Below are 23,796 nucleotides of genomic sequence, written 5' to 3' on the forward strand. Positions count from 1 at the left end.
CGCCTCAGGCTGCCCAGGACGGTGAGGGGCCGTCCGGGCTGCCGATACGCCAGGCCTCCTTCAGCCGGCGATCTCGATCTTTCCGTTGGCCTCGGCAGGCGCCGTCGTGGCGGGCTGCGTGACATCGCCCCTCGCAGCGATGCCCTTCAGCAGCTGGGCGAGGTCGACTCCCGTGGTGGAGCTGAGGAGTTCGACGCCCTGTGCCACGTTGTCGGCGACGGCACGCGGCAGCCGGCCTGCGCCGTCGGTGGAGATGACCGTCATCTTGTCGATCGCGCTCAGCGGCTCCGACGCCTTGGCCACGACCTGCGGCAGCACCTCGACGAGCATCTGCAGCACGGCCGCGTCGCCGTACTGCGCGAACGCATCGGCCTTCTTCTGCATGGCCTCGGCCTCGGCCGCACCCTTGGCGCCGATCGACGCCGCCTCGGCTTCGCCCTCCAGCCGGACCGCCTCCGCGATCGCCGCACGCCGGGACCGCTCCGCCTCACCCTGCTTCAGGCCCTCGATGGCCTCCGCCTCGGCCAGCGCGGAGCGCCGCTGCTTCTCGCCCTCACCGACGAGCCGGGCCCGCTCGGCCTCCGCCTGCGCCGCCGCGATCCCGGCCAGCCGCTCCGCCTCGGCCTGCTTGACCCGCGCCACTCGCCTGGCCTCGGCCTCCTGCTCGGCGGCGTACCGCTGTGCGTCGGCGGGCTTGCGGACCTGGGTGTCGAGCTGGCGGTCGGTCAGTGCGGCCTGCCGCTCGGCGACTTTCTCCTGCTGGGTGAGGATCTCCTGCTGCCGTGCGGCCTCGGCCAGCGGCCCCGCGGCTGCCGCACGAGCGGCGGCCTCGTCGGTCTCGGCCTTGATCTCCGCCTGCTTCAGGGCGAAGGTCCGCTGGGCTACCGCGATCTCCTCCTCGGCCTTCAGCCGCGCCTGCTCGGCCGCCCGCCGGGCCACGGCCTCGGCGATGTCCGCCTCCTGCTTGGCACGGGCGGCCTCGGGCCGGCCGAGGTCCTCCAGGTAGGAGCCCTCGGTGGTGATGTCCTGGATCTGGAAGGCGTCCAGCACCAGGCCCTGCCCGGACAGGCTGGCCTCCGCCTCCTCGGCCACCTGGCCCGCGAACGCCGCCCGGTCGCGGATGATGTCCTCCACCGACATCCGGCCCACGATCGCGCGCAGCGCGCCGGAGAGCACCTCCTGGGTGAAGCCGACGATCCCGTCCTGCTGCATCAGGAACCGCTGGGCCGCAGCCCGGATCGAGTCCTCGGTGCCGCCGACCTTGACGATGGCGACACCTTCGAGATTGGCCTTCACCCCGCGCAGCGTGACCGCGCCGCGCACGGCGACCGGGATGTGCCGCGAGGACAGGTCGAGGGTGAACTTCTGCTGGACGAACGGCACTACGAAGACGCCACCGCCGACCACGACCTTCTGCCCGCTGTTGTCGGTGAACACCCGCCCGGTCTCCGGGTCGGTGGCCTTCTTGCCGCGCCGCCCGGTCACGATGAACGCCTCGCTGGGGCCCGCGACCTTGTAGCGGCTGATGACGACCAGTGCCAAGAGGACGAGGAGCACGACGACTCCCGCCACGGCAATGACGACTGAACTCATGGGTATTCCCCTCAGCCCTCCCAGGGGACGGCCAATCGAAAAGGGTCGGGTGAATGAACGGCACCGTCGCAGCGGTGCAGAAGCGGAGACAGCCGGCTGGGTCAGCGTTCGACCAGACGCACGGACACCGACGTGGGCGACAGCGCCTGCTCGACCCACACTTCGGCACCGCGTGCCACGGGGACGGCACTCCTCGCCGCCAGTTTCACGGGCTGCCCGGCCAGGTGGACCAGCACTTCGCCATAGCCGTCGGCCGGGATGGCGGTCACCACGGCCCCCGAGGCACCGACCAGGTCGTCGTCGCGAGGGGCAGCTCCGGAGCGATCGCTCATCAGCCCGCGGCTGAGGCGGTACGTGAGCCAGCCCGTGGCGACGCCGGCCGGTACCCCGATGGCGGTGGCCCCGGCCGCGCCCAGCCCGGTGGTGCCCATGACGATCGCCCCGGAGAAGCCGAGCATGGACACGAAGCCGGCGATCACCGGAAGCGACAGCAGCCCGTCCCCGAGAGCGTCCAGCGCATCGACGCCGTCGAAGAGCCCCTCGAGCACACCGTCGAAGACGAGCGACAGGGCAAGGAGGACGACCCCCGCAATGCCGAGCCCCAGAAACCAGGCCATCCGCGCACACCGCCTCTCCTTGCCCTCCCCCGTTGTCGCAGGCATCGTCACACGCGGACACCGGACAGGACATTGCCTGCATCCGGCAATCTTTACGCGCTTTTAATGCCGCGCTCTCCCAGTCGGGCGCCGGTAGCCCAGGGGCCTGCCGACGGCCTGTGACGCGGCGTCAGAAACCCGTGATGATCCAGGCGGCACGGCAGTGCCTACGGCGAGATCCCGGTCCTCGGGGCAGCTCGCGGTGGCCACACGTGGGGAACCTGGACGCCGAGGGCCCGCAGAGCAAGTTCGACGCCCTGGCCGGCCAGATCGTCTCCCACCTGGCCGCGCCCGGCATCGTCTCCCTGCCGTAGATCCAGGACGACAACGGACCCGAGGGCGGCACCCCGGCCGCCGGCCAGCCCCGGGCCGAGCTGATCAACGCGATCACCGCCGGCGGACCCACCTACGCCTACCGCCGCGCCGATGCAGGCGGGCGCAACCCGCGGCCCCAGCCAGGACCCGGACCCGGCTGGGGCCGCTTCATGTCTTGATCGTCTGCCGCTCGGGCCGACAGCCGGCCGGCAGCGGGCCGACTGACGATCTCCAGCGTGTCGCTCCACCCGTCCGGGAGCGAAGGGGCGCAGAGTCGGCGCAAGTGAAAACGTTCCTGCATCGATGCGCTGTGGTGGGGCGGGTGGGACTCGAACCCACGGCCGACGGATTATGAGTCCGCTGCTCTAACCGGCTGAGCTACCGCCCCATAGCGGCGTGTCGCGTACACGTGTGCGCGCCGTCTGCCGCAGCATAGCCGCTCATACGATCTCCTGCTCCGGATGGTCGGCTTCGCATGACCTTGAGGACTCCGCCCTGACCGTGGCGGTTCCACCGGACATGAAAAAGGACCCCTGCGGGGTCCTCGTTCAGGCTGCTCCCCCGACTGGACTCGAACCAGTAACCTGCCGGTTAACAGCCGGCTGCTCTGCCAATTGAGCTACGGAGGACCGAGCTCCCCCGACTGGACTCGAACCAGTAACCTGCCGGTTAACAGCCGGCTGCTCTGCCAATTGAGCTACGGAGGAATGCCTCGTTGCATCGAACGCACCTACCTGGGTATTCGCCAGGGGGCGCGCGCTCGCTGCGACACATACATTAGCGCAAGCAGGGGGGTGCTCCGCCAATCGGTTCCCCCCGGCCCGGCGCCGTACCAGGGACCTACGCAAGGGAAGGGTGGCCGCCATGCGTTACCGGCTCACGTTCGTCGTCGGACTCGCTGTGGGTTACGTGCTGGGCACACGCGCAGGGCGTGAGCGCTACGAGCAGCTGAAGAAGTCCGCGCGTCAGATCGCGCAGAACCCCGCCGTCCGCAACACCGCGGAGACCGCAGCACAACAGGGCCGCCACTTCGCGGGCAAGGCGTACCACACGGTCAGCGAGAAGGTCGGCGACCACATGCCCGACTCCGTCGCCCAGCGCGTGCGCAGCCTCCGCCACGCCAACGGCTTCCCCGAGGACGACTGGGGCACCAGCAACACATAGCGACACCTCTTCGGTGCCGGGCGCTGCAGCCGACTCAGGGGCGCGGGGCCGTGTCGATATGCGGCTCCGCCGCGTGGGCGCGACCAGCCACAACGAACCCGCCCCCGAAAAACCACAGGCACCCCACGGCGCCCATGGCCCAAGCAAGCGCAGCGCTACGGCAGAATTTGAGCCATGGGGATAGTCGCCGGGCTGGACAGTTCGCCCGATTTCACTCGTATCGTCGTCTGCGATGCGGACACGGGAGCCGTGCTGCGGCAGGGCTATGCGCCGCATCCGGTGGAGGGCCCTGAAGGCAGTGGGCGGCCCAGCGATGTGGATCCGCAGGCCTGGCTGCTCTCCCTGGGCGAGGCGGCCGGTGGTGGGCTGCTCGAAGGGGTGCAGGCCATCGGCGTCTCCACGCAAGCGAACGCGGTCGTGCCGCTGGACACGCAGGGCGGCACCGTACGGCCGGCGATGGTCGGCGGGGACAAGCGGGCGCAGGTCGCGGCGGCCGATCTGATCGACGCGCTCGGCGGGCGCGAGGCGTGGGCGCAGGCGGTGGGGTGTGTTCCGCAGGCCGCGCAGCCCGTCACCAAGCTGCGGTGGCTAGCCAAGAACGAACCCGAGGCGGCGCTGCGCACTGCCGTGCTCATGCAGGCGCACGACTGGCTGGTGTGGCAGCTGCTGGGGCGGCCGGTGCGCCGGACCACCGACCGTGGCGGGGCTTCCGGGACGGGGTACTGGTCCGCGGCCACCGGCGCCTACCGGCCCGACCTGGTCGAGCTGGCGCTCGGTCACCAGGTCATGCTGCCCGAGGTGATCGGGCCGTCCGATGCGGCCGGTACGACGCCGGAGGGGCTGTTGATCTCCGCCGGGACCGGCGAGACCATGGCCGCCGCCTTCGGGCTGGGGCTGGGGCTGGGCGACGCGGTGGTGTCGCTGGGTGCGTCCGGGTCCGTGATGGCGGTGCATCCCGAGGCCCTGTACGACCAGACCGGGATGATCACGTCGCTGGCCGACGCCACCGGCATGCACCTGCCGGTCGTGACCACCCTGAACGCCGTACGGACCCTGCGCGGCACCGCCGAACTGCTCGGTCTTGCCGACCTGGAGAGTCTGTCCGACCTGGCGATGAAGTCGACGCCGGGCGCCCACGGGCTCGTACTCCTGCCGTATCTGGAGGGTGAGCGCACGCCGGCGCTGCCGCACACCGCGGGGACGCTGGCCGGGCTGCGGCGGGAGTCGATGAAGGCGGAGCACCTGGCGCGGGCGGCGTTCGAGGGCATGCTGTGCGGGCTCGCGGACGCGCTGGACGTGCTGCGCGGCCGGGGTGTGGAGGTGCGGCGGATCTTTCTGCTCGGGCCGGCCGCGGAGCTGCCCGCCGTGCAGGCCGCGGCGCCCTCGCTGTTCGGGGCACAGGTCGTCGTGCCGCAGCCCGCGGACTACGCGGCGATCGGTGCCGCGCGGCAGGCGGCCTGGGCGCTGGGGGTGTCGCAGGGCACCCTCGACCCGCGCACCCCGCCGGCCTGGCAGGGCGCGGTGGCGCAGGTGCTCGAGCCCGGTGAGGAGCTGGCCGTGGGGCAGGCGGTGCGGCAGCAGTTCGTGTCGGTGCGCGAGCAGACGCATCCGGGTGCCTTCCGCCCGTAGCACACGCCTGTCGGGTTAATCAGTTGAGGTAACGCGGGTGGAGTGTTCGACGATAGGGGCCAGGGGCAACCATCCGGCCCCGACCGCCGACTCCGAGAGACCAGCGTGCTCATACGACTCCTGCGGACCTGTCTCAGGCCCTACAAGAGACCGATCACCGTCCTGGTGGTGCTGCAGTTCCTGCAGACCTGCGCCACCCTCTACCTGCCCACCCTGAACGCGGACATCATCGACAACGGTGTCGTGAACGGTGACACCGGTTACATCCTGTCCTTCGGCGCCCTGATGATCGGTATCTCGCTGGCACAGGTCGTGTGCAACATCGGGGCCGTGTACTACGGCGCCCGCACCGCCTCGGCCCTCGGCCGGGACGTGCGGGCCGGCATCTTCGACCGGGTGCAGTCGTTCTCCGCACGAGAGGTGGGCCACTTCGGCGCCCCCTCGCTGATCACCCGGACCACGAACGACGTCCAGCAGGTCCAGATGCTGGTGCTGATGACGTTCACGCTGATGGTGTCGGCGCCGATCATGTGTGTGGGCGGCATCGTCCTGGCGCTCGGCCTGGACGTGCCGCTGTCCGGGGTGCTGGTGGCCGTCGTGCCGGTGCTGGGCATCTGCGTGATGCTGATCGTGCGGCGGCTGCGGCCGCTGTTCCGGTCCATGCAGGAGCGGCTGGACACGGTGAACCGGGTGCTGCGCGAGCAGATCACCGGCAACCGGGTGATCCGGGCCTTCGTACGGGACGAGTACGAGCAGCACCGCTTCCGGAAGTCGAACGCCGAGCTGACGGAGGTGTCGCTGGGCGCCGGCAACCTGCTGGCGCTGATGTTCCCGATCGTCATGACGGTGGTCAACGTGTCGTCGATCGCGGTGGTGTGGTTCGGGGCCCATCGGATCGACAGCGGCGGGATGCAGATCGGTGACCTGACCGCGTATCTCGCCTACCTCATGCAGATCGTGATGTCCGTGATGATGGCCACGTTCATGTTCATGATGGTGCCGCGCGCGGAGGTGTGCGCGGAGCGCATCCAGGACGTGCTCGACATGTCGTCGAGTGTGGTCCCGCCGAGCAGCCCGGTCCGGGAGCTGCGCCGCCACGGCCATCTGGAGATCCGCGGGGCCGGGTTCCGCTACCCGGGTGCCGAGGAGCCGGTGCTGAAGGCCGTCGACCTTCTCGCGCGGCCGGGTGAGACGACCGCCGTGATCGGCTCGACCGGCAGCGGCAAGTCGACGCTGCTGGGGCTGGTGCCGCGGCTGTTCGACGCGACGGACGGCGAGGTGCTCGTCGACGGGGTGGACGTACGGACCGTCGAGCCGCAGCTGCTGGCCAGGACGGTCGGGCTGGTGCCGCAGAAGCCGTATCTCTTCGCGGGGACCGTGGCGACGAACCTGCGCTACGGCAATCCGGACGCGACGGACGAGGAGTTGTGGCACGCGCTGGAGGTCGCGCAGGCGAAACCCTTCGTGGAGCGGCTGGAGGGCGGCCTTGACGCGCCCATCGCGCAGGGCGGCACCAATGTCTCCGGCGGTCAGCGGCAGCGGCTGGCGATCGCGCGGACCCTGGTGCAGCGCCCGGAGATCTACCTCTTCGACGACTCCTTCTCCGCCCTCGACTACGCCACCGACGCGGCGCTGCGCGCGGCACTCGGCCGGGAGACCGCGGAGGCGACCGTGGTGATCGTCGCCCAGCGGGTGGCGACCATCCGGGACGCCGACCGGATCGTCGTGCTCGACGAGGGCCGGGTGGTCGGCACCGGACGGCATCACGAGCTGATGGCGGACAACGAGACCTACCGGGAGATCGTGCTCTCCCAGCTGACGGAAGCGGAGGCTGCCTGATGGCCGGGCCCATGGGGCGGATGATGGCCGGGACCGGCCCCGAGAACCGCTCGATCGACTTCAAGGTGTCGGGCCGGCGACTGGTCGGCCGGTTCCGGCCCGAGCGGCTGACCATCTACGCGCTGCTGGTGTGCGTGGTCGTCAGCGTGGGTCTGTCGGTGGTCGGGCCGAAGATCCTCGGCGAGGCCACCGACCTCGTCTTCGCCGGCATCATCGGCCGGGACATGCCGGCCGGGGAGACCAAGGAGCAGGTGCTGGCCGCGATGCGGGAGCGCGGCGACGGTGACATCGCCGACATGCTCCGCAGTACGGACTTCACCCCCGGCGAGGGCATCGACTTCGCCGCGGTCGGGAACGTCCTGCTGCTCGCGCTCACCGTGTTCATGGTCGCCGGTCTGCTGATGGCGGTGGCGACCCGGCTGGTGAACCGGGCGGTCAACCGGACGATGTACCGGATGCGCGAGGACGTGCAGACGAAGCTGTCGCGGCTGCCGCTGTCGTACTTCGACAAGCGTCAGCGCGGCGAGGTCCTCTCCCGGGCCACCAACGACATCGACAACATCGGCCAGACGCTCCAGCAGTCGATGGGCCAGCTCATCAACTCGCTGCTGACCATCATCGGTGTGCTGGCGGTGATGTTCTGGGTGTCGTGGATCCTGGCGCTGGTCGCGCTGGTGACCGTGCCGCTGTCCCTGTACATCGCGACGTACGTCGGCAAGCGGTCGCAGCCGCACTTCGTGCAGCAGTGGCGCACCACCGGCAAGCTCAACGCGCACATCGAGGAGATGTACACCGGGCACACCCTGGTGAAGGTGTTCGGGCGGCAGGAGGAGTCGGCGCAGCAGTTCGCCGAGCAGAACGAGGCGCTGTACGAGGCCGGGTTCAAGGCGCAGTTCAACAGCGGGATCATGCAGCCGCTGATGATGTTCGTGTCGAACCTGAACTACGTGCTGGTCGCGGTGGTCGGTGGGTTGAGGGTCGCCTCGGGTTCCCTGTCCATCGGTGACGTGCAGGCCTTCATCCAGTACTCGCGGCAGTTCTCGATGCCGCTGACACAGCTCGCGTCGATGGCGAACCTGGTGCAGTCCGGGGTCGCCTCCGCCGAGCGCGTCTTCGAACTCCTCGACGCCGAGGAGCAGTCGGAGGATCCGGTGCCGGGGGTACGGCCGGAGCAGCTGCGCGGGCGGGTGGCGCTGGAGGGTGTGTCCTTCCGGTACGACCCGGAGAAGCCGCTCATCGAGGACCTGTCGCTGACGGTGGAACCCGGGCACACCGTCGCCATCGTCGGGCCGACGGGAGCGGGCAAGACGACGCTGGTCAATCTGCTCATGCGGTTCTACGAGGTGTCCGGCGGGCGCATCACCCTCGACGGGATCGACATCGCGACGATGTCCCGGGACGAACTGCGGTCCGGGATCGGCATGGTGCTCCAGGACACCTGGCTGTTCGGCGGCACCATCGCCGAGAACATCGCGTACGGTGCCGCGCGGAAGGTCACCCGTGGGGAGATCGAGGAGGCGGCGCGGGCGGCCCATGCGGACCGGTTCATCCGTACGCTGCCGGACGGGTACGACACCGTGATCGACGACGAGGGGACGGGGGTCAGTGCGGGTGAGAAGCAGCTGATCACCATTGCGCGGGCGTTTCTGTCCGATCCGGTGATTCTGGTGCTGGACGAGGCGACGTCGTCGGTCGACACCCGGACCGAGGTGCTGATCCAGAAGGCGATGGCGAAGCTGGCGCACGGGCGGACGTCGTTCGTGATCGCGCATCGTCTGTCGACGATCCGGGATGCGGACACGATTCTGGTGATGGAGAACGGGTCGATCGTCGAGCAGGGCGCGCATGCGGATCTGCTGGCGGCCGACGGGGCGTATGCACGTTTGTACAAGGCGCAGTTCGCGCAGGCGGTGGCCGAGGTGGACTGAGCGGGTTTCCCGACGTCGGGGTGCCGCTGCGCAAGCTGCAGCGGCACCCTGCGCTCAGTCCAGGTAGCCCCGCAGCTGGTCCGCGAAGGCGTGGTCCCTCAGCTTGTTCAAGGTCTTCGACTCGATCTGGCGTATGCGTTCCCTCGTCACGCCGAAGATGCGGCCGATCTCCTCCAGGGTGCGCGGGCGCCCGTCCGCGAGCCCGTAGCGGAGTTGGACGACCTTGCGCTCGCGCTCGCCCAGTGTCGACAGGACCGCCTCCAGGTGCTCCCTGAGGAGGAGGAACGCCGCCGACTCGACCGGGCTGGTCGCGTCGCCGTCCTCGATGAGGTCGCCGAGGGCCACGTCCTCCTCCTCGCCCACCGGGGCGTGCAGGGAGACCGGTTCCTGGGCGAGCCGCAGGACCTCGCCGACCCGCTCGGGCGGGAGGTCGAGGTGGGCGGCGACCTCTTCCGGGGTCGGCTCGTAGCCGCGTTCCTGCAGCATGCGGCGCTGGACGCGTACGACGCGGTTGATGAGCTCGACGACGTGCACCGGGACGCGGATGGTGCGGGCCTGGTCGGCGAGGGCGCGGGACATGGCCTGGCGGATCCACCAGGTGGCGTACGTGGAGAACTTGTAGCCGCGGGCGTAGTCGAACTTCTCCACCGCGCGGATGAGGCCCAGGTTTCCCTCCTGGACGAGGTCGAGCATGGTCAGGCCGCGGCCGACGTACCGCTTGGCGACCGAGACGACGAGCCGCAGGTTGGCCTCTATCAGGCGGCGCTTGGCCATGCGGCCCATGACGACCAGGCGGTCGAGGTCCAGGGCCAGCTGGGAGTCCAGGTCGGGGGCGCTGCCCAGCTTCTCCTCGGCGAACAGTCCGGCCTCGACGCGGCGGGCGAGTTCGACCTCCTCGGCCGCGGTGAGCAGCGGGATACGGCCGATCTCGCGCAGGTACTGGCGGAACAGGTCCGCGGCGGGGCCACCGGTGTCGATGCGACCGGGGGCGGGCGGCTCGACGGGCTCGGGCTCGGAGTCGGGGACTTCGACGGCTTCGGCGGGGGGATCTGCGGGGATGACCGTGGGCTCCGCCTCCGCCTCCGTCCTCTTGTCCGTTTCCGGGTGGTGCGCGCCACGGCTCTGCGGCGGTACGGCCACGAGCCTGTCGGCCTCCGCGTCCGGCTCCGCACCGTCCGTGGTGATGTCGGTCTGGATGAGGGTCTGGGTCTGCACGGGGGCGACCTCCAGGGTGATCGCTGCTGAGGCGTGCGGCAGCGCTGCTCGGGGGGCGGAGTCGGCGGCCTCGCCGCTGTCCGTCCCGTACGCGATGAGGGGAACCGCGGGGGTAAGGGACCCGTGGGGGACGGATCGGCCGCGCTCCGGGGACTCAGGCACCGGAACCCAGTGTGGGGTAAGACACATCTCCGCCACGAGGGGCGTGCGGTGACTTTTTGCGTCCGGGCAGTGACCGGACGCAGACAGCACCCGCGCGGCGGGCCTCAGAGGGCGGCGGCGCCCCGCTCCCGCAACGCCTGGCCGTATTGCTGGAGCACCCACAACTCGTTCTGCACGGCGGCCAGTTGGGCCGGGTCGCTGTTCGTGCCGAGGCGGGTCAGGGCGGACTGGATGTCCTGGATACGGCGGTCGACGGCGCGGCGGCGGACCATGACGAGCTGGTCTCCGGCGTACACCTCGTCGACCGTGCGGCGCATGATCGCCTCGACCGCGAGTTCCGTGACCATGGCGCGGACCCGGTCGTCGGGAGCCGCCTCGCGGACGCGGACCAGGTACTCCTGCGGGTCCTGGACGCCGTACTCGGCGCCGCCCGCGTCCAGGATGGCCTGGCGCACGGCGGCGTACGGCGGGGCGGTGAACTCGTCGACGCCGTATGCGTCGAAGGCCGGGGAGACCAACTCCGGGCGCTGGAGGGCGAGTTTGAGGAGTTCGCGTTCGGTGGCGTAGACCGGGTTGCGCAGGTTCAGGGCCGGTCCGGCGGGCGTCGGGCGGGCCGCCGCCGCCTCGTACTGCCGGGGGGCGCTGGGCGCCGGGCCCTTGCCGCCCCGGTCGCGCGCCCAACGCGCCAGCTGGGCCACGCGTTTGACCACGAACTGTGTGTCGAGGATGCCGAGCATGCCGGCGAGCTGGACGGCGACCTCGTGCTGGGCGCCGCTGTTCTTGATGCGGGCGACGACGGGGGCCGCCTCGTCGAGCGCGGCGGCCCGGCCCGCGGGGGTGTCGAGGTCGTAGCGGCCGACGATCTGGCGGAGGGCGAACTCGAAGAGCGGAGTACGGGGTTCGGCCAGGTCGGCGACCGCGTCGTCGCCCTTCGCCAGGCGCAGGTCGCAGGGGTCCATGCCGTCGGGGGCGATCGCGATGTACGTCTCGGCGGCGAACTTCTGGTCGTCCTCGAAGGCCCGCAGCGCCGCCTTCTGGCCGGCCGCGTCGCCGTCGAAGGTGAAGATCACCCGGGCCGATCCGTTGTCCATCAGCAGCCGGCGGAGGATCTTGATGTGGTCGCCGCCGAAGGCCGTACCGCAGGTTGCGATGGCGGTCGTCACCCCGGCCAGGTGGCAGGCCATGACGTCCGTGTAGCCCTCCACCACGACCGCGCGGGACGTCTTGGCGATGTCCTTCTTCGCGAGGTCGATGCCGTAGAGGACCTGGGACTTCTTGTAGATCGCGGTTTCGGGGGTGTTGAGGTACTTCGGTCCGTTGTCCGCCTCGTACAGCTTGCGCGCGCCGAAACCGACCACCTCGCCGCCGATGTCGCGGATCGGCCACATCAGGCGGCCGCGGAAGCGGTCGATGGGGCCGCGGCGGCCCTCCTGGGCCAGGCCGGAGAGGAGCAGTTCCTTGTCGGTGAAGCCCTTGCCGCGCAGATAGCGGGTGAGGTGGTCCCAGCCCTGGGGGCTGTAGCCGACGCCGAAGTGGACGGCGGCGGCCTGGTCGAAGCCGCGGTCGGCGAGGAAGAGGCGGCCGGTCTCCGCCTCGGGGCTGGTGGCGAGCTGTTCCGCGTACCACTCCGCGGCGATCTTGTGGGCCTCGACCAGACGGATGCGTTCGCCGCGCTGGTGGGCGGGGTTGTAGCCGCCCTCCTCGTAGCGCAGGGTGATGCCGGCCTGGGCGGCGAGGCGCTCGACCGCCTCCGAGAAGGAGAGGTGGTCGACCTTCATCACGAACGTGATGGTGTCGCCGCCCTCCTGGCAGCCGAAGCAGTGGAAGAGTCCCTTGCTCGGGCTGACCTGGAAGGACGGCGACTTCTCGTCGTGGAACGGGCACAGGCCCTTGAGGTTGCCGCCGCCCGCGTTGCGCAGCTGGAGGTACTCGGACACGACGGCGTCGATCGGGACCGCGTCCCGTACCGCCTTCACGTCCTCGTCGTTGATCCGTCCTGCCACGCGGTGATTCTACGGGGCGGAACTGACAAACCTCGCGTGAGCTGACCGACCCCCGGCCGGGGGTCCGGGGGTTGCCCCCGGGAATTGCAGCACGGTGGTGGACAGTCCTGACGCTCCTGAGGGCTTCCGTCGGCTCCTGTCGGCTACGGGATGAGGCTGTCCAGCGCCACGTGCGGGTCTGCCAGCGCCTCCGTGTCCACCTGGGCCCTGGAGCGGATCAGCTGCTGGATCGGGTCTGTGACGTCCCACACGTTCATGTTCATCCCGGCCAGCACACGCCCCTCCTTCACCCAGAACGCGATGAACTCGCGCTTCCCGGCGTCCCCCCGGATCACCACCTGGTCGTACGAGCCCGGGGGCGCCCAGCCCGAGTACTCCATGCCCATGTCGTACTGGTCGGAGAAGACATAGGGCACGCGGTCGTACGTGACGTCCTGGCCGAGCATCGCCCGCGCCGCCGCCGGTCCGCCGTTGAGGGCGTTGGCCCAGTGCTCCACACGCAGCCGGCGGCCGAAGAGGGCGTGCGGGAAGGCGGCGGCGTCACCGGCGGCGTAGATGTCGGGGTCGGAGGTGCGCAGGCGCTCGTCGACCGCGATGCCCCCGCCCTGTGCACGGTCGGCGAGCTCCAGCCCCGCCGCCTCCGCGAGCGCGACCCGCGGGGCCGCGCCGATCGCGGCGAGGACGTCGTGGGCCGGGTGCTCGTCCCCGTCGTCGGTACGGGCCGCCAGCACCATGCCGTCCTGGCCGACGATCTCCGTCAGCCGGACGCCGAACCGGAAGCGGACGCCGTGTTCGCGGTGCAGCTCGGCGAAGAGGCCGCCCAGCTCGGGGCCGAGGGCACCGTGCAGCGGGGTCTGCTCCTGTTCGACGACGGTGACCTCGGCGCCGTACTCGCGGGCCGCCGCCGCGACCTCCAGGCCGATCCAGCCGGCGCCGGCGATCACGATGTGGCCGTTGTCCCGGCCGAGGGCGGCGAGGACGCCCTTGAGCCGCTCGGCGTGGGCGAGGCGGCGCAGGTGGTGGACGCCGGCGAGGTCGGTGCCGGGGATGTCCAGGCGGCGCGGCTCGGCTCCGGTGGCCAGCAGCAGTTTGTCGTAGCGGACGACGGTGCCGTCCTCGCCGAAGCGGACCGTCTTCGCCGTACGGTCGACGGCGTCGACGGTCTGGCCGAGGTGCAGCTCGATGTCGTTGCGCGCGTACCAGGCCGGTTCGTGCACGAAGACGCTGTCGCGCTCCTCCTTGCCGAGGAGATAGCCCTTGGACAGCGGCGGACGTTCGTACGGGTGGTCGCGCTCGTCGCAGATCAGTATCACGCGGCCGCTGAAGCCCTCCGCGCGGAGTGTCTCGGCCGCCTTCGCGCCGGCGAGTCCCCCGCCGACGATGACGAATGTCTGATCCGCGTCGACCACTTGATGCCTCCTCTTAAACGTGCCGCCACATGCGAGCGTCCCGCACGGAGCCAGGCGCGGGAAGAGGGGGTGACCCGATCAGGCCACGGAGGGTCACCTTCGAGTCCCTCCCGGTCGCCCCCGTCACCTCAGTCTCACAGGTGGCCTGTCAGCCTTACGTGAAGCGACCGGGCCGAGACGTCCGTCAGGGAGGCGATCTGGTCGACGATCACCCGCTTGCGGGCGCGGTCGTCGGGGGCCTGGTCGAACAGGGCGCGGAACTGGGGATCCAGTCCGTCGGGGGCGCGGGCGGTGAGCGCCTCGGCCAGTTCGGCGACGACGACCCGCTGGTCGGCGCGGAGCCGGGTCTGCTCGGCGCGCTGCATGACGTACCGGTCGGCGACGGCCTTCAGCACGGCGCATTCCATGCGGATCTCGCGCGGGACGACCAGTTCGGCGGTGTACCGGGTGAGCCGGCCGCCGCCGTACGCCGCGCGGGTGGCGGCCTCGGCGGCCAGGCAGAAGCGGCCGATCAGCTGGCTGGTGGCGTCCTTCAGACGGGCCTGGGCGACGGCCGAACCGTCGTAGCCGTGCGGCCACCACTCCTCGTCCAGGAGCCGGTCGAGGGCCGCGGCCAGTTCGGCGGGGTCGGTGCCGGCGGGGACGTACCGGCCGATGGCGACCTCGAACACCGCCTGCCGTTCCGGCTCGGCGTGCAGGCAGTTGGGGTCGATGTGACCGGCGTGCAGGCCGTCCTCGACGTCGTGCACCGAGTACGCCACGTCGTCCGACCAGTCCATGACCTGGGCCTCGAAGCAGATGCGGGTGCCGGGGGCCTCCTTGCGGGCCCAGTCGAACACCGGCCGGTCGTCCTCGTACACACCGAACTTCCGGGACGCCGGGTCGGTGGGGTGGGCGCCGCGCGGCCACGGGTACTTGGTGGCGGCGTCGAGGGCGGCGCGGGTGAGGTTGAGGCCGACGGAGCCCTCCGGGGTGAACCGTTTGGGTTCGATGCGGGTGAGGAGCCTCAGGGACTGGGCGTTGCCCTCGAAGCCGCCGCAGTCGTGGGCGAATTCGTTGAGCGCCTCTTCGCCGTTGTGGCCGAACGGGGGATGGCCGAGGTCGTGGGAGAGGCAGGCGGCCTCCACCAGGTCGGGGTCGCAGCCGAGGGCGGCGCCGAGTTCGCGGCCGACCTGGGCGCATTCGAGGGAGTGGGTGAGGCGGGTGCGGGGGCTGGGGTCCCAGGCCGAGGCGCTGGTCCCTCCGGGGGTCACCACCTGGGTTTTGCCGGCGAGCCTTCGCAGGGCGGCGGAGTGGAGGATGCGGGCGCGGTCGCGTTGGAAGGCGGTGCGGCCGGGGCGTTTGTCTTTTTCGGCGGCCCATCGTTCGACTGAGGTCGGGTCGTAGCCGGGGGGTGGGATGTGGTTCTCGTGTTGCTGGGGTGCGCCTGCCATGTCTCGACAGTAAGTGGAGGAGGGGGTGTGTGCGCCTACTCGTCTGCCGGGATTCGTCGTCTTGCGGGTGCGGGTTCGTTGTGCTTGTTCGCGCAGTTCCCCGCGCCCCTAGCCTGCTGATGCCAGCGCCGGTTCCGTGGCTGCCGGGGTTACCAGTGCCTTGTCGTAGCGGTGCAGGATCAGGTGGGCCATCAGGGGGTGGGCGCCCAGGGGGGCCGCGGTGATGCCCGGGACGGCGTCGGCGCACTCCTGGGCGAAGCGGCCCGGGGCCGTGAAGTAGGACGCCAGGGCCATACGGGTGCGGCCGCGGGACGTGAGGGTGCGTACGGCCTCCGGGACCGTCGGGGTGGCGGCCGAGGCGTAGGCCGGGAGGACCGGGACTCCCAGGCGGTCGGCGAGGAGGCGGGCCGTGTGGCCGGTGTCGAGGGCCGCGTCGGGGTCGCGGGAGCCCGCGGCGGCCAGGACGACGGCGCTCTCCCTGCGCTCCGCCTCGGTCATGGTCGTGGGCCAGCCCGCCTCGACCAGGCGTGTGTACAGGGTCTCCACCAGGAGGGGGTGCGGGCCCAGCGGGGCGGCCACCTGGGTGCGGGCGCGGGCCGCGGCGGCCATGTCGGGGATGTCCTGTTTGATGTGGTAGCCGCGGCTGAGGAGGAGGGGGACGAGGATCGCCTCGCTGTCGCCGAGGGCGGCCAGCGTGTCCGGCAGCAGGGGCTCGTTCAGCTCGATGTGGCCGAGGTGGACGGGCAGGCCGGGGCGCAGCTCGCGGACGCGTTCGATGAGCGTGTGCACCGTGGCGAGGGTGCGCGGGTCGCGGCTGCCGTGCGCCACGAGGACGAGCGCGGGCCGCTCGGGGCGGGGCGTGCCGTCGCGCGAGACGAGGCTGAGCCGGCTGGCGAGCCGGGTGGTGATCCGGTTCATGATCTGCGCCGTACTGTCGAGGTGGACGCCACCGGACAGCGGGCTGCCGGGGCGGTGGTCGGACTCGTCGTGAAGCGGAAGCGACGCCGTCATGAACCGATCGTGGCGCTACGACGTTGCCGTGCCGTTGCGTGAGCGTCACGGGTTTTTTCCGCGGGTTCACCGTACGGTCCCCCAGCTGTGTGAGGCGGTCCGGCCTGCGGTTTCATCGGGTTGGCGTGAGACTGGTCACGCAACCCGAGCACCCGCGGCGGCGTCTTTTCCTGTCGCAGCCGACCGAGAGGGCGTCCCGACATGCGCATCCGCCGACCGCGTCTGCCGCGCACCCGTACCGGGCAGCGCCGGCTGGTGCAGGCGCTGATGGCCCTGTGCGTGCTCGCGCTGCTGCCGTCGGCCTGGATGCACGTCGCGACCGGCGACCGGCTGCGCAGCACGGCGGACGCGCCCCGCACCGACGTGGCCGTGGTCTTCGGTGCGGGCCTGTGGAACGGCGAGCCGTCCCCGTATCTCGCCCACCGCCTGGACGCGGCGGCCGAGCTGTACCGTGCGGGCCGGGTCGAGGTCGTTCTGGTGACCGGCGACAACAGCCGCGAGGACTACGACGAGCCGGACGCCATGCGCTCGTATCTGACCCGGCACGGCGTCCCGGACGCCCGGATCGTCAGCGACTACGCGGGCTTCGACACCTGGGACTCCTGTGTGCGCGCCAGGAAGATCTTCGGCGTCGAGGAGGCCGTGCTGATCAGCCAGGGCTTCCACATCCGGCGGGCGGTCGCGCTGTGCGAGGCGGCGGGGGTGACGTCGTACGGCGTCGAGGTGGACGAGCGGCACGACGGGACCTGGTACTACGGGGGCGTGCGGGAGATCGTCGCGGCGGGCAAGGCGGCCCTGGACGCCGTGTTCCGGCCGGATCCCCGGTTCCTCGGGCCGGCCGAACTGGGGGTGGAGCGGGCGCTCGCGGAGGCTCGGTGACCGGCTCCTCACGGCGCCCGCGCGGCGGCGGGGAGGTCGCCTTCCCGGCCATGTAACAAAGGGCCGTCACGGCACGTAACACGGCCGAAGCACGCTGAACGGCATGAACAGCACCTCGACGCCCACCCACTGCCCGTACTGCGCCCTGCAGTGCGGGATGAACCTGACGCCCTCGCCGGACGGGGGCGTCGAGGTGTCGGAGCGCGCCGACTTCCCGGTGAACCGGGGCGCGCTGTGCGGCAAGGGCCGTACGGCGCCGGCGGTGCTGTCATCGAGTGTCCGCCTCACTTCGCCGCTGGTGCGCGAGGGGGGTTCCCTGGTGCCCGCGACCTGGGCTCAGGCGCTGGACCGGATCGCCGACGGGCTGTCCTCGATCCGTTCCGCGCACGGGCCGGACGCGCTCGGCGTGTTCGGCGGGGGCGGGCTGACGAACGAGAAGGCGTACACGCTCGGCAAGTTCGCGCGGATCGTGCTCGGCACCTCGCAGATCGACTACAACGGGCGCTTCTGCATGTCGTCGGCCGCCGCGGCCGGCATGAAGGCGTTCGGGCTGGACCGCGGGCTGCCGTTCCCGCTGGAGGACATCCCGAAGACGGGGTGCGTGATCCTCGTCGGGTCCAACCCCGCGGAGACCATGCCGCCCGCGCTGCGCTACTTCACCGAGCTGAAGGAGAACGGCGGCACGCTGATCGTCGTAGACCCGCGCCGGACGAGGACCGCCGAGCAGGCCGACCTGCACCTCGCGCCGCGGCCGGGCACGGATCTCGCGCTGGCGCTGGGGCTGCTGCACCTGATCGTCGCCGAGGGCCGCACGGACGAGGAGTACATCCGGGAGCGCACGACCGGCTGGGAGGACGCGCGGGCCGCCGCGATGGCGCACTGGCCGGAGCAGGTGGAGCGGATCACCGGCGTGTCCGTTCCCGAACTGCGGGAAGCCGTACGGCTGTTCTGCACGCCGGAGAACGCGATGGTGCTCACCGCGCGCGGGCCGGAGCAGCAGTCCAAGGGCACGGACACGGTGGGCGCGTGGATCAACCTGTGCCTGGCGACCGGTCGCGCGGGCCGGCCCCTGTCCGGCTACGGCTGTCTGACCGGGCAGGGCAACGGGCAGGGCGGGCGTGAGCACGGCCAGAAGGCCGACCAGCTGCCCGGCTACCGCAAGCTGACCGACCCGGCGGCGCGACGGCACGTGGCCGAGGTGTGGGGCGTCGCCCCGGACTCGCTTCCGGGGCCGGGGCGCAGCGCGTACGAGCTGCTGGACGCGCTGGGTACGGACATCCGGGCGCTGCTGCTGATGGGCTCCAACCCGGTGGTGTCGGCGCCGCGCGCCGCCCACGTGGAGCAGCGGATCAAGTCCCTTGACTTCCTTGCCGTGTGCGATGTCGTGCTGTCGGAGACGGCCACCCTCGCGGACGTCGTCCTGCCGGTGACGCAGTGGGCGGAGGAGACCGGCACGACGACCAACCTCGAGGGCCGGGTGCTGCTGCGGCGCCGGGCGATCACCCCGCCGGAAGGCGTCCGCAGCGACCTGGAGGTCATGCACGAACTGGCCGCCCGGCTCGGGGTGGAGAAGGGCTTCCCGACCGACCCCGAGGAGGTCTTCGAGGAGCTGCGCCGGGCCAGCGCGGGCGGGCCCGCGGACTATTCCGGGATCACGTATCGCAGGCTTGCGGAGGAGAACGGGGTGTTCTGGCCGTGTCCGGCGGTTCCCGACGGGGCGGAGGACCGCGCGGGCGCGGCGCCGGTCTCCGGCGGGGACGGCACGCCCGCGGTGGCACCGGTCTCCGGCGGAGACGGCACGCTCGCTGTGGCGCCGGACGACGGCGAGGACGCGGCGCTGGACGTGCTGCCCGACGATCCGGCCGCACAGGACGGCACCGGCGCTGAGGTCCACCCCGGCACTCCTCGCCTCTTCCTCGACCGGTTCGCCACGGAGGACGGGCGGGCCCGGTTCGCGCCCGTCTCGCACCGGGCGGTCGCCGAGGAACCCGACGCCGAGTACCCCGTGCTGCTGACGACCGGGCGGGTCGTGGCGCAGTACCAGTCCGGCGCCCAGACCCGGCGGGTCGACGAGCTGAACGCCGCCGCACCCGGCCCGTTCGTGGAGCTGCATCCGCGGCTGGCGGAGCGGCTGGGCGCGGCCGAGGGCGACCCGGTGGCGGTCGTGTCCCGGCGGGGCCGGGCGGTGGCGCCGGCGCGGATCACCGCGTCCATCCGGCCGGACACCGTTTTCATGCCGTTCCACTGGCCGGGCGAGGGCCGCGCCAACACGCTCACCAACCCTGCGCTGGACCCGACCTCGCGGATGCCGGAGTTCAAGGCGTGCGCGGTGCGGGTGGAGGCCGTGAAGGCGTAGCGGCGTACGCTCACCGTCTGTTCAACGGGCCCACCGCGCACTGCGGGGGCCCGTCGGCCGATCACCGGGAAAATCCTGCCAGTTCACCGGCGCCGTGCCCGCCAGTCGCCGCCCTCGACGATCTTGCCGCGGGCCCGTAGCCGGGCGGCGACGGCGGGTGCGGCGACGTACACCCACGCGCGGACCGCCGCCCCGTCGGTATCCCGGACGACCTCGCGTTCGACCCGCTCGTAGAGGCTGCGCGGGTCGCCCGGCACGTACTCCTCCAACCGGTCGAGGGCGGTGAGGAGTTCGTCGTAGGCCTCGGGCCGCGCGGTGACCAGTTCGCCGCTCACCACTCCTCCCGGCTCCTCCACGGCGTACGGATAGCCCGGGCCGTCGTACAGCACCGCGCCGGTGAGGCGGCCGGGTTCCTCGGCGTTCGTACGGCCGCGCAGGAAGAGGTCGTGGTTGGGCTCGCCGGGGCGGAGGGTGCCGTAGACGAAGAACGGGAGTCTCACTCTTTCCACCTGCACGAGAGCGCTACCGAAGCCTTGCAGGAACGATTCTCACCCCTCACACGGCCTCCTGTAATTGCTCTGGACACGACATGTCATGACCTCTTAAATCTCGGTCAAGATCAGCGCCGCCCCCCACTCAGGCGCCTTTTCAAGGAGACCGATGAGCCGGATACGGCATGTCCGACGTTCCCGTGCTGCCACCGCCGGTGTGGCCGCAACCGCCGCCATCCTGCTCGCCGCGGCACTCTCCCCCGGCGCCGGCGCAGCCGACCGGCCGACCCGCGCCACAGCGATCGAGAACGGGGCGCGGGCCCTCGCCGACCACGCGGCGAGCCTGGGTCTCACCGCCGCCCAGGACACCGAGGTCCGGGACGTCGTCATCGACCAGGACGGCACCCAGCATGTGCGCTACGACCGTACCTACCGTCAACTCCCGGTCCTGGGCGGCGACTTCGTCATCCACCTGGCACCGGACGGCACCTACCGCGGCGCCGACCGCGCGACCCGCACCCCCCTCTCCCTGACCGGCATCACCCCCGTCCTGTCCGCCCCGAAGGCGGCCGACCGCGCGGCGAACGCCCTGCGCGCCACGCACCTCGGCGAGACGCTGAAGCGGCTGACGGCCAAGCCGGAGCTGGTCGTCGACGCCCTGCACGGCGCACCGAAGCTGGCGTGGCGCACGAACGCGGTGGCACTGGACGCGCAGGGCAACCCGGTCGCCCGCACGGTACTGACGGACGCCCGCACCGGCGCGCAGATCGACGCCTGGGACACGCTGGAGTCGGCCACGGGCGACGGGCGTTCGCTGTACGGCGGGACGGTGCCGCTGTCGACGACGTCGACGGGATCGGCGTACGAACTGAAGGACCCGACGCGCGGCAACACGTACACCGGCGATGCGGCCGGCCAGGTGGACCTGTGCCTGCTCGGCACCCTCTGTCTGACCCGCGCCCCCGCCACGGTCTTCACGGACGCGGACAACCACTGGGGCGACGGCACGACGACCGACCGCGCCTCGGCCGCCGTGGACGCGCAGTACGGCACGGACGTGACCTGGGACTACTTCAAGAACGTGCACGGCCGCAACGGCATCGCGGGCGACGGCAAGGGCTCGTACAACCGCGTGCACTACGGCACCCGTTACAACAACGCCTTCTGGGACGACACCTGCTTCTGCATGACGTACGGCGACGGTGACGGGACGCAGATGGGGCCGCTGGTCTCCCTGGACGTCGCCGGCCACGAGATGTCCCACGGCGTGACCTCGAAGACGGCCGCGCTGACGTACTCCGGCGAGTCCGGCGGGCTGAACGAGGCGACGTCCGACGTCTTCGGCACGCTGGTGGAGTTCCACGCCGACAACGCGAAGGACGCGGGCGACTGGCTGATCGGCGAGAAGATCGTCCGGTCGGGCTTCGGCCGGTCGGCGCTGCGGTACATGGACAAGCCGTCCAAGGACGGTGTCTCCGTGGACTGCTGGAGCAGCTCAGCGGCCGACCTGGACGTCCACTACAACTCCGGCATCGGCAACCACTTCGCGTACCTCCTGGCGGAGGGCAGCGGCGCCAAGACCATCAACGGCGTCGCCCACAACTCCCCCACCTGCGACGGCTCGACGGTCACGGGTATCGGGCGTGCGGCGCTGGGCGCGATCTGGTACCGGGCGCTGACGGTCTACATGACGTCGTCGACGGACTACGCGGGGGCGCGGACGGCGACGTTGAACGCGGCGCGGGATCTTTACGGTGCGGGGAGTACGGAGCACGACGCGGTGGCGGCGGCCTGGAGTGCGGTGAACGTGGGCTGATCCGAGCATGCGTTTGGCCGGCCGCCTCGGAGAGCTCCGGGGCGGCTGGTTTCATCCGGGCACGGGATTCACACCACGGAGATCAGTCTGACCACGGTCACGGTCAGTACGGACTCCGAAACGTAGTAGAGCACGACGGCGCCGAGGACAGTGGCCTCACGCCGGCCGCGCAGACAGCCGTGCAGACAGCCGTGCAGGACGGCGTTCCCGCCGAGCTCGGAGACCAACAAGGCGGTGTCCGGGACGAGTTCGGGGTGGCCCCATTTCGCGAGGAGGCAGTGGGCACGGCGGCGGGCGAGGGTGACGCTCTTGGGGAGCGGGGTGCAGTCGAGGCGGTCGTGGTGGGGGGACCTGGGGTTCGTCGGGGTCTTTGGGGACGGCCATGGGGCGCGCCTCCGGGCAGGGGTGGGCAGCGCCGTGAACTCAACTGGCGCCGCACTGTGAGCCGTGCCTGCCTTCGACTACCGCAAGTCCAGCTCCAGCGACGACAAGGACGAGTGCGTCGAGGTCGCCACCAACATCCCCACGACCATCGCGATACGCGACTCCAAGAACCCCAGCGGCCCATCCCTGCACGTCACCCCCACCACATGGGCGGCCTTTCAGATCTCCCTGCTGAAGGGCAGGTTCACCAGCTTCTGAACGTGAACTGGTGAGGTCGGACATCGTGATCAAACAACTCCTCGGCCACGCCCACACCGGCGTCACCGCCACCGTCTACGCCCACGTCAGGCTCCGTCTCCAGCGAGACGCCATCGACGCCCTCGGCACCGCGCTCGTCAGCCGTGGCTGGGCGTGGGTCGTCCCCGGGCTCGGCCGTCGCACGTCATCGGCGACAAGGGCAACAGCTCGAAGGCGATCCGCACCTGGCTGCGGCGCCGGAATATCGCCCACACCATTCCCGAGCGCGCGGACCAGATCGCCGACCGGCTCAAGCGCGGCCGGTCCGGTGGCCGCCCACCGGCCTTCGACAAGCAGCTTTACAAGCGTCGCAACGTCGTCGAACGATGCTTCAACAGGCTGAAGCAGTGGCGCGGCATCGGTGAGGTCGACTCGGGGCGCCCTGCCGATGTCTCCATCGGTGGGTTTACCCGAGCCGCCTCCCGAACCCGGCGTGCCCGTCTCCGAGCACCGGGCTCTCCGCAAATCCCGTTTCGGGGTGTTCAGTTCTTCATGCCGCAGTGGGCCACGGGGTCGGGATGAGTGTTCCCCGGTATCGGTATCTAGTCGTGCTTGCCTTTGCCGGGTTAAACAGTTCCGCTTTCTCCGTGGCAGGCCACCAGCCACCACCGTAGTAGCGTCGGCGGAGCTGCTTCCAGGTGATCCCGGGATGCTTGCGCCGGATCCACCGTGTCACCCTCATCCACGTGTAGTGGCTGAGGTAACAGAAAGCGACGTTCGACACCCCGGGACGGAAGTACGCGCACCATCCCCGCAACACCTGGTTCAGCCGGTGGAGCAAGGACTCCAGCGACAGGCCGATGTTCTGCCGTCCGGTCAGTTCCTTCACCTTGCCCGTCGCGGAACGCACTGATTTCCGTGCCGGACAGGTGTAGATGTACTGGCGGTCAGTGCCCAGTTTCCGGTGACGCTGGATGCGCCACCCGAGGAAATCAAGGCCCTCGTCGATGTGCGTGATCTTTGTCTTCTCCACCGACAGGCGAAGGCCCATCGGCTTCAACGCCTCCGCGACCTCTTCGCGTAATTCCTCGGCGTGCTCACGGCGCCCGAAGACAAGCACGAGGAAGTCATCCGCATACCGGACCAACCGGTAGTTGGGCAATCCCCGGCGTCGTCTCCTGCGCCGATCCTCGGAGGTGCTATCTGATCCTCCGGGGGCCTGGGCGATGTGCTCGTCCAGGACCGAGAGCGCGATGTTGGCCAGCAGCGGCGACAG

18 protein-coding genes, 3 tRNA genes and 1 pseudogene are annotated in these 23,796 nt (G+C 70.9%); 9 read left to right on the top strand and 13 right to left on the bottom strand.

The genetic code is table 11. The annotated features are described in order from the left end of the window. Window positions 1-60 precede the first annotated feature (60 nt). The 5 genes from ACFV7R_RS13855 to ACFV7R_RS13875 form a co-directional block, all read right to left on the bottom strand. Window positions 61-1,593, bottom strand: a complete 1,533-nt coding sequence (locus tag ACFV7R_RS13855) for a flotillin family protein (protein ID WP_385263335.1) — start codon at window positions 1,591-1,593, stop codon at window positions 61-63. A 101-nt stretch (window positions 1,594-1,694) separates the two neighbouring features. Continuing rightward, window positions 1,695-2,210: a hypothetical protein gene (locus ACFV7R_RS13860; protein WP_385263336.1), complete on the bottom strand. Its 516-nt coding sequence runs from the start codon at window positions 2,208-2,210 to the stop codon at window positions 1,695-1,697. Between the two features lie 665 nt (window positions 2,211-2,875). Continuing rightward, window positions 2,876-2,952 (bottom strand) — tRNA-Ile (locus ACFV7R_RS13865). 168 nt (window positions 2,953-3,120) lie between these two features. Continuing rightward, window positions 3,121-3,193, bottom strand: a tRNA-Asn gene (locus ACFV7R_RS13870). Between the two features lie 5 nt (window positions 3,194-3,198). Beyond that, window positions 3,199-3,271: transfer RNA gene (locus tag ACFV7R_RS13875), tRNA-Asn, on the bottom strand. 157 nt (window positions 3,272-3,428) lie between these two features. Between ACFV7R_RS13875 and ACFV7R_RS13880 the strand changes: the two genes are divergently transcribed. The 4 genes from ACFV7R_RS13880 to ACFV7R_RS13895 all read left to right on the top strand — a co-directional run bounded on the left by ACFV7R_RS13880 (window position 3,429) and on the right by ACFV7R_RS13895 (window position 9,124). After that, entirely contained in the window at window positions 3,429-3,728 is a 300-nt protein-coding gene (locus tag ACFV7R_RS13880) for a YtxH domain-containing protein (protein WP_129801923.1), read from the top strand. Window positions 3,729-3,902: 174 nt separating this feature from the next. Continuing rightward, window positions 3,903-5,357, top strand: coding sequence for an FGGY family carbohydrate kinase (locus ACFV7R_RS13885; protein ID WP_385263337.1), 1,455 nt, complete (start codon window positions 3,903-3,905; stop codon window positions 5,355-5,357). A gap of 105 nt (window positions 5,358-5,462) precedes the next feature. Continuing rightward, on the top strand, window positions 5,463-7,196 hold the full coding sequence (locus ACFV7R_RS13890) for an ABC transporter ATP-binding protein (protein WP_385263338.1): 1,734 nt from the start codon (window positions 5,463-5,465) through the stop codon (window positions 7,194-7,196). After that, entirely contained in the window at window positions 7,196-9,124 is a 1,929-nt protein-coding gene (locus tag ACFV7R_RS13895) for an ABC transporter ATP-binding protein (RefSeq protein WP_385263340.1), read from the top strand. The genes ACFV7R_RS13890 and ACFV7R_RS13895 overlap by 1 nt, the downstream gene beginning before the upstream one ends. A gap of 54 nt (window positions 9,125-9,178) precedes the next feature. Here the strand turns inward: ACFV7R_RS13895 and ACFV7R_RS13900 are convergent, their stop codons facing one another. From ACFV7R_RS13900 to ACFV7R_RS13920, 5 genes are all read right to left on the bottom strand, one after another. Further along, window positions 9,179-10,501 carry an RNA polymerase sigma factor gene (locus ACFV7R_RS13900; protein ID WP_385263341.1) on the bottom strand — a complete coding sequence of 441 codons (1,323 nt, stop codon included), beginning with the start codon at window positions 10,499-10,501 and terminating at the stop codon, window positions 9,179-9,181. Window positions 10,502-10,605: 104 nt separating this feature from the next. Beyond that, window positions 10,606-12,504, bottom strand: coding sequence for a DNA primase (gene dnaG, locus ACFV7R_RS13905; RefSeq protein ID WP_385263342.1), 1,899 nt, complete (start codon window positions 12,502-12,504; stop codon window positions 10,606-10,608). 143 nt (window positions 12,505-12,647) lie between these two features. Continuing rightward, entirely contained in the window at window positions 12,648-13,913 is a 1,266-nt protein-coding gene (locus ACFV7R_RS13910) for an NAD(P)/FAD-dependent oxidoreductase (RefSeq protein WP_129801917.1), read from the bottom strand. A gap of 134 nt (window positions 13,914-14,047) precedes the next feature. Then, on the bottom strand, window positions 14,048-15,346 hold the full coding sequence (locus tag ACFV7R_RS13915) for a deoxyguanosinetriphosphate triphosphohydrolase (RefSeq protein ID WP_385263344.1): 1,299 nt from the start codon (window positions 15,344-15,346) through the stop codon (window positions 14,048-14,050). Between the two features lie 108 nt (window positions 15,347-15,454). Beyond that, window positions 15,455-16,357 carry a sirohydrochlorin chelatase gene (locus ACFV7R_RS13920; protein ID WP_385263346.1) on the bottom strand — a complete coding sequence of 301 codons (903 nt, stop codon included), beginning with the start codon at window positions 16,355-16,357 and terminating at the stop codon, window positions 15,455-15,457. Between the two features lie 201 nt (window positions 16,358-16,558). Here ACFV7R_RS13920 and ACFV7R_RS13925 point away from each other — a divergent pair, with 201 nt between their 5' ends. Together ACFV7R_RS13925 and ACFV7R_RS13930 are read left to right on the top strand one after the other, a co-directional pair. Next, window positions 16,559-17,236, top strand: a complete 678-nt coding sequence (locus ACFV7R_RS13925; RefSeq protein WP_385263347.1) for a vancomycin high temperature exclusion protein — start codon at window positions 16,559-16,561, stop codon at window positions 17,234-17,236. Window positions 17,237-17,339: 103 nt separating this feature from the next. Continuing rightward, on the top strand, window positions 17,340-19,592 hold the full coding sequence (locus ACFV7R_RS13930) for a molybdopterin oxidoreductase family protein (RefSeq protein ID WP_385263348.1): 2,253 nt from the start codon (window positions 17,340-17,342) through the stop codon (window positions 19,590-19,592). Window positions 19,593-19,675: 83 nt separating this feature from the next. Here the strand turns inward: ACFV7R_RS13930 and ACFV7R_RS13935 are convergent, their stop codons facing one another. Then, window positions 19,676-20,092: a gamma-glutamylcyclotransferase family protein gene (locus ACFV7R_RS13935; RefSeq protein WP_385263349.1), complete on the bottom strand. Its 417-nt coding sequence runs from the start codon at window positions 20,090-20,092 to the stop codon at window positions 19,676-19,678. Between the two features lie 160 nt (window positions 20,093-20,252). Here ACFV7R_RS13935 and ACFV7R_RS13940 point away from each other — a divergent pair, with 160 nt between their 5' ends. Beyond that, window positions 20,253-21,899, top strand: a complete 1,647-nt coding sequence (locus tag ACFV7R_RS13940; protein WP_385263351.1) for a M4 family metallopeptidase — start codon at window positions 20,253-20,255, stop codon at window positions 21,897-21,899. A gap of 68 nt (window positions 21,900-21,967) precedes the next feature. Here the strand turns inward: ACFV7R_RS13940 and ACFV7R_RS13945 are convergent, their stop codons facing one another. Further along, window positions 21,968-22,129 carry a hypothetical protein gene (locus ACFV7R_RS13945; protein WP_385263353.1) on the bottom strand — a complete coding sequence of 54 codons (162 nt, stop codon included), beginning with the start codon at window positions 22,127-22,129 and terminating at the stop codon, window positions 21,968-21,970. Between the two features lie 217 nt (window positions 22,130-22,346). Here ACFV7R_RS13945 and ACFV7R_RS13950 point away from each other — a divergent pair, with 217 nt between their 5' ends. Together ACFV7R_RS13950 and ACFV7R_RS13955 are read left to right on the top strand one after the other, a co-directional pair. Further along, on the top strand, window positions 22,347-22,541 hold the full coding sequence (locus tag ACFV7R_RS13950) for a DUF397 domain-containing protein (protein WP_385263354.1): 195 nt from the start codon (window positions 22,347-22,349) through the stop codon (window positions 22,539-22,541). 135 nt (window positions 22,542-22,676) lie between these two features. Next, window positions 22,677-23,102 (top strand): annotated as a pseudogene (locus tag ACFV7R_RS13955) (transposase); the annotation flags it as partial. On the opposite strand, the gene ACFV7R_RS13960 reads toward ACFV7R_RS13955, so the two are convergent. Further along, on the bottom strand, window positions 23,071-23,796 hold a 726-nt coding region (locus ACFV7R_RS13960), incomplete at its 5' end, for a group II intron maturase-specific domain-containing protein (protein ID WP_385263355.1). The pseudogene ACFV7R_RS13955 and the gene ACFV7R_RS13960 sit on opposite strands and share 32 nt — an antisense overlap.

Origin of the sequence: Streptomyces sp. NPDC059866 (assembly GCF_042731325.1) — a bacterium.
GTDB lineage: Bacteria > Actinomycetota > Actinomycetes > Streptomycetales > Streptomycetaceae > Streptomyces > Streptomyces flavusporus.

Excerpts from the sequence above, each read along its gene's own strand:
- ACFV7R_RS13915 (WP_385263344.1), bottom strand. The coding sequence starts at position 15,346 with ATGGCAGGCGCACCCCAGCAACACGAGAACCACATCCCACCCCCCGGC.
- ACFV7R_RS13920 (WP_385263346.1), bottom strand. The coding sequence starts at position 16,357 with ATGACGGCGTCGCTTCCGCTTCACGACGAGTCCGACCACCGCCCCGGC.
- ACFV7R_RS13860 (WP_385263336.1), bottom strand. The coding sequence starts at position 2,210 with ATGGCCTGGTTTCTGGGGCTCGGCATTGCGGGGGTCGTCCTCCTTGCC.
- ACFV7R_RS13885 (WP_385263337.1), top strand. The coding sequence starts at position 3,903 with ATGGGGATAGTCGCCGGGCTGGACAGTTCGCCCGATTTCACTCGTATC.
- ACFV7R_RS13925 (WP_385263347.1), top strand. The coding sequence starts at position 16,559 with ATGCGCATCCGCCGACCGCGTCTGCCGCGCACCCGTACCGGGCAGCGC.
- ACFV7R_RS13855 (WP_385263335.1), bottom strand. The coding sequence starts at position 1,593 with ATGAGTTCAGTCGTCATTGCCGTGGCGGGAGTCGTCGTGCTCCTCGTC.
- ACFV7R_RS13880 (WP_129801923.1), top strand. The coding sequence starts at position 3,429 with ATGCGTTACCGGCTCACGTTCGTCGTCGGACTCGCTGTGGGTTACGTG.
- ACFV7R_RS13930 (WP_385263348.1), top strand. The coding sequence starts at position 17,340 with ATGAACAGCACCTCGACGCCCACCCACTGCCCGTACTGCGCCCTGCAG.
- ACFV7R_RS13940 (WP_385263351.1), top strand. The coding sequence starts at position 20,253 with ATGAGCCGGATACGGCATGTCCGACGTTCCCGTGCTGCCACCGCCGGT.
- ACFV7R_RS13895 (WP_385263340.1), top strand. The coding sequence starts at position 7,196 with ATGGCCGGGCCCATGGGGCGGATGATGGCCGGGACCGGCCCCGAGAAC.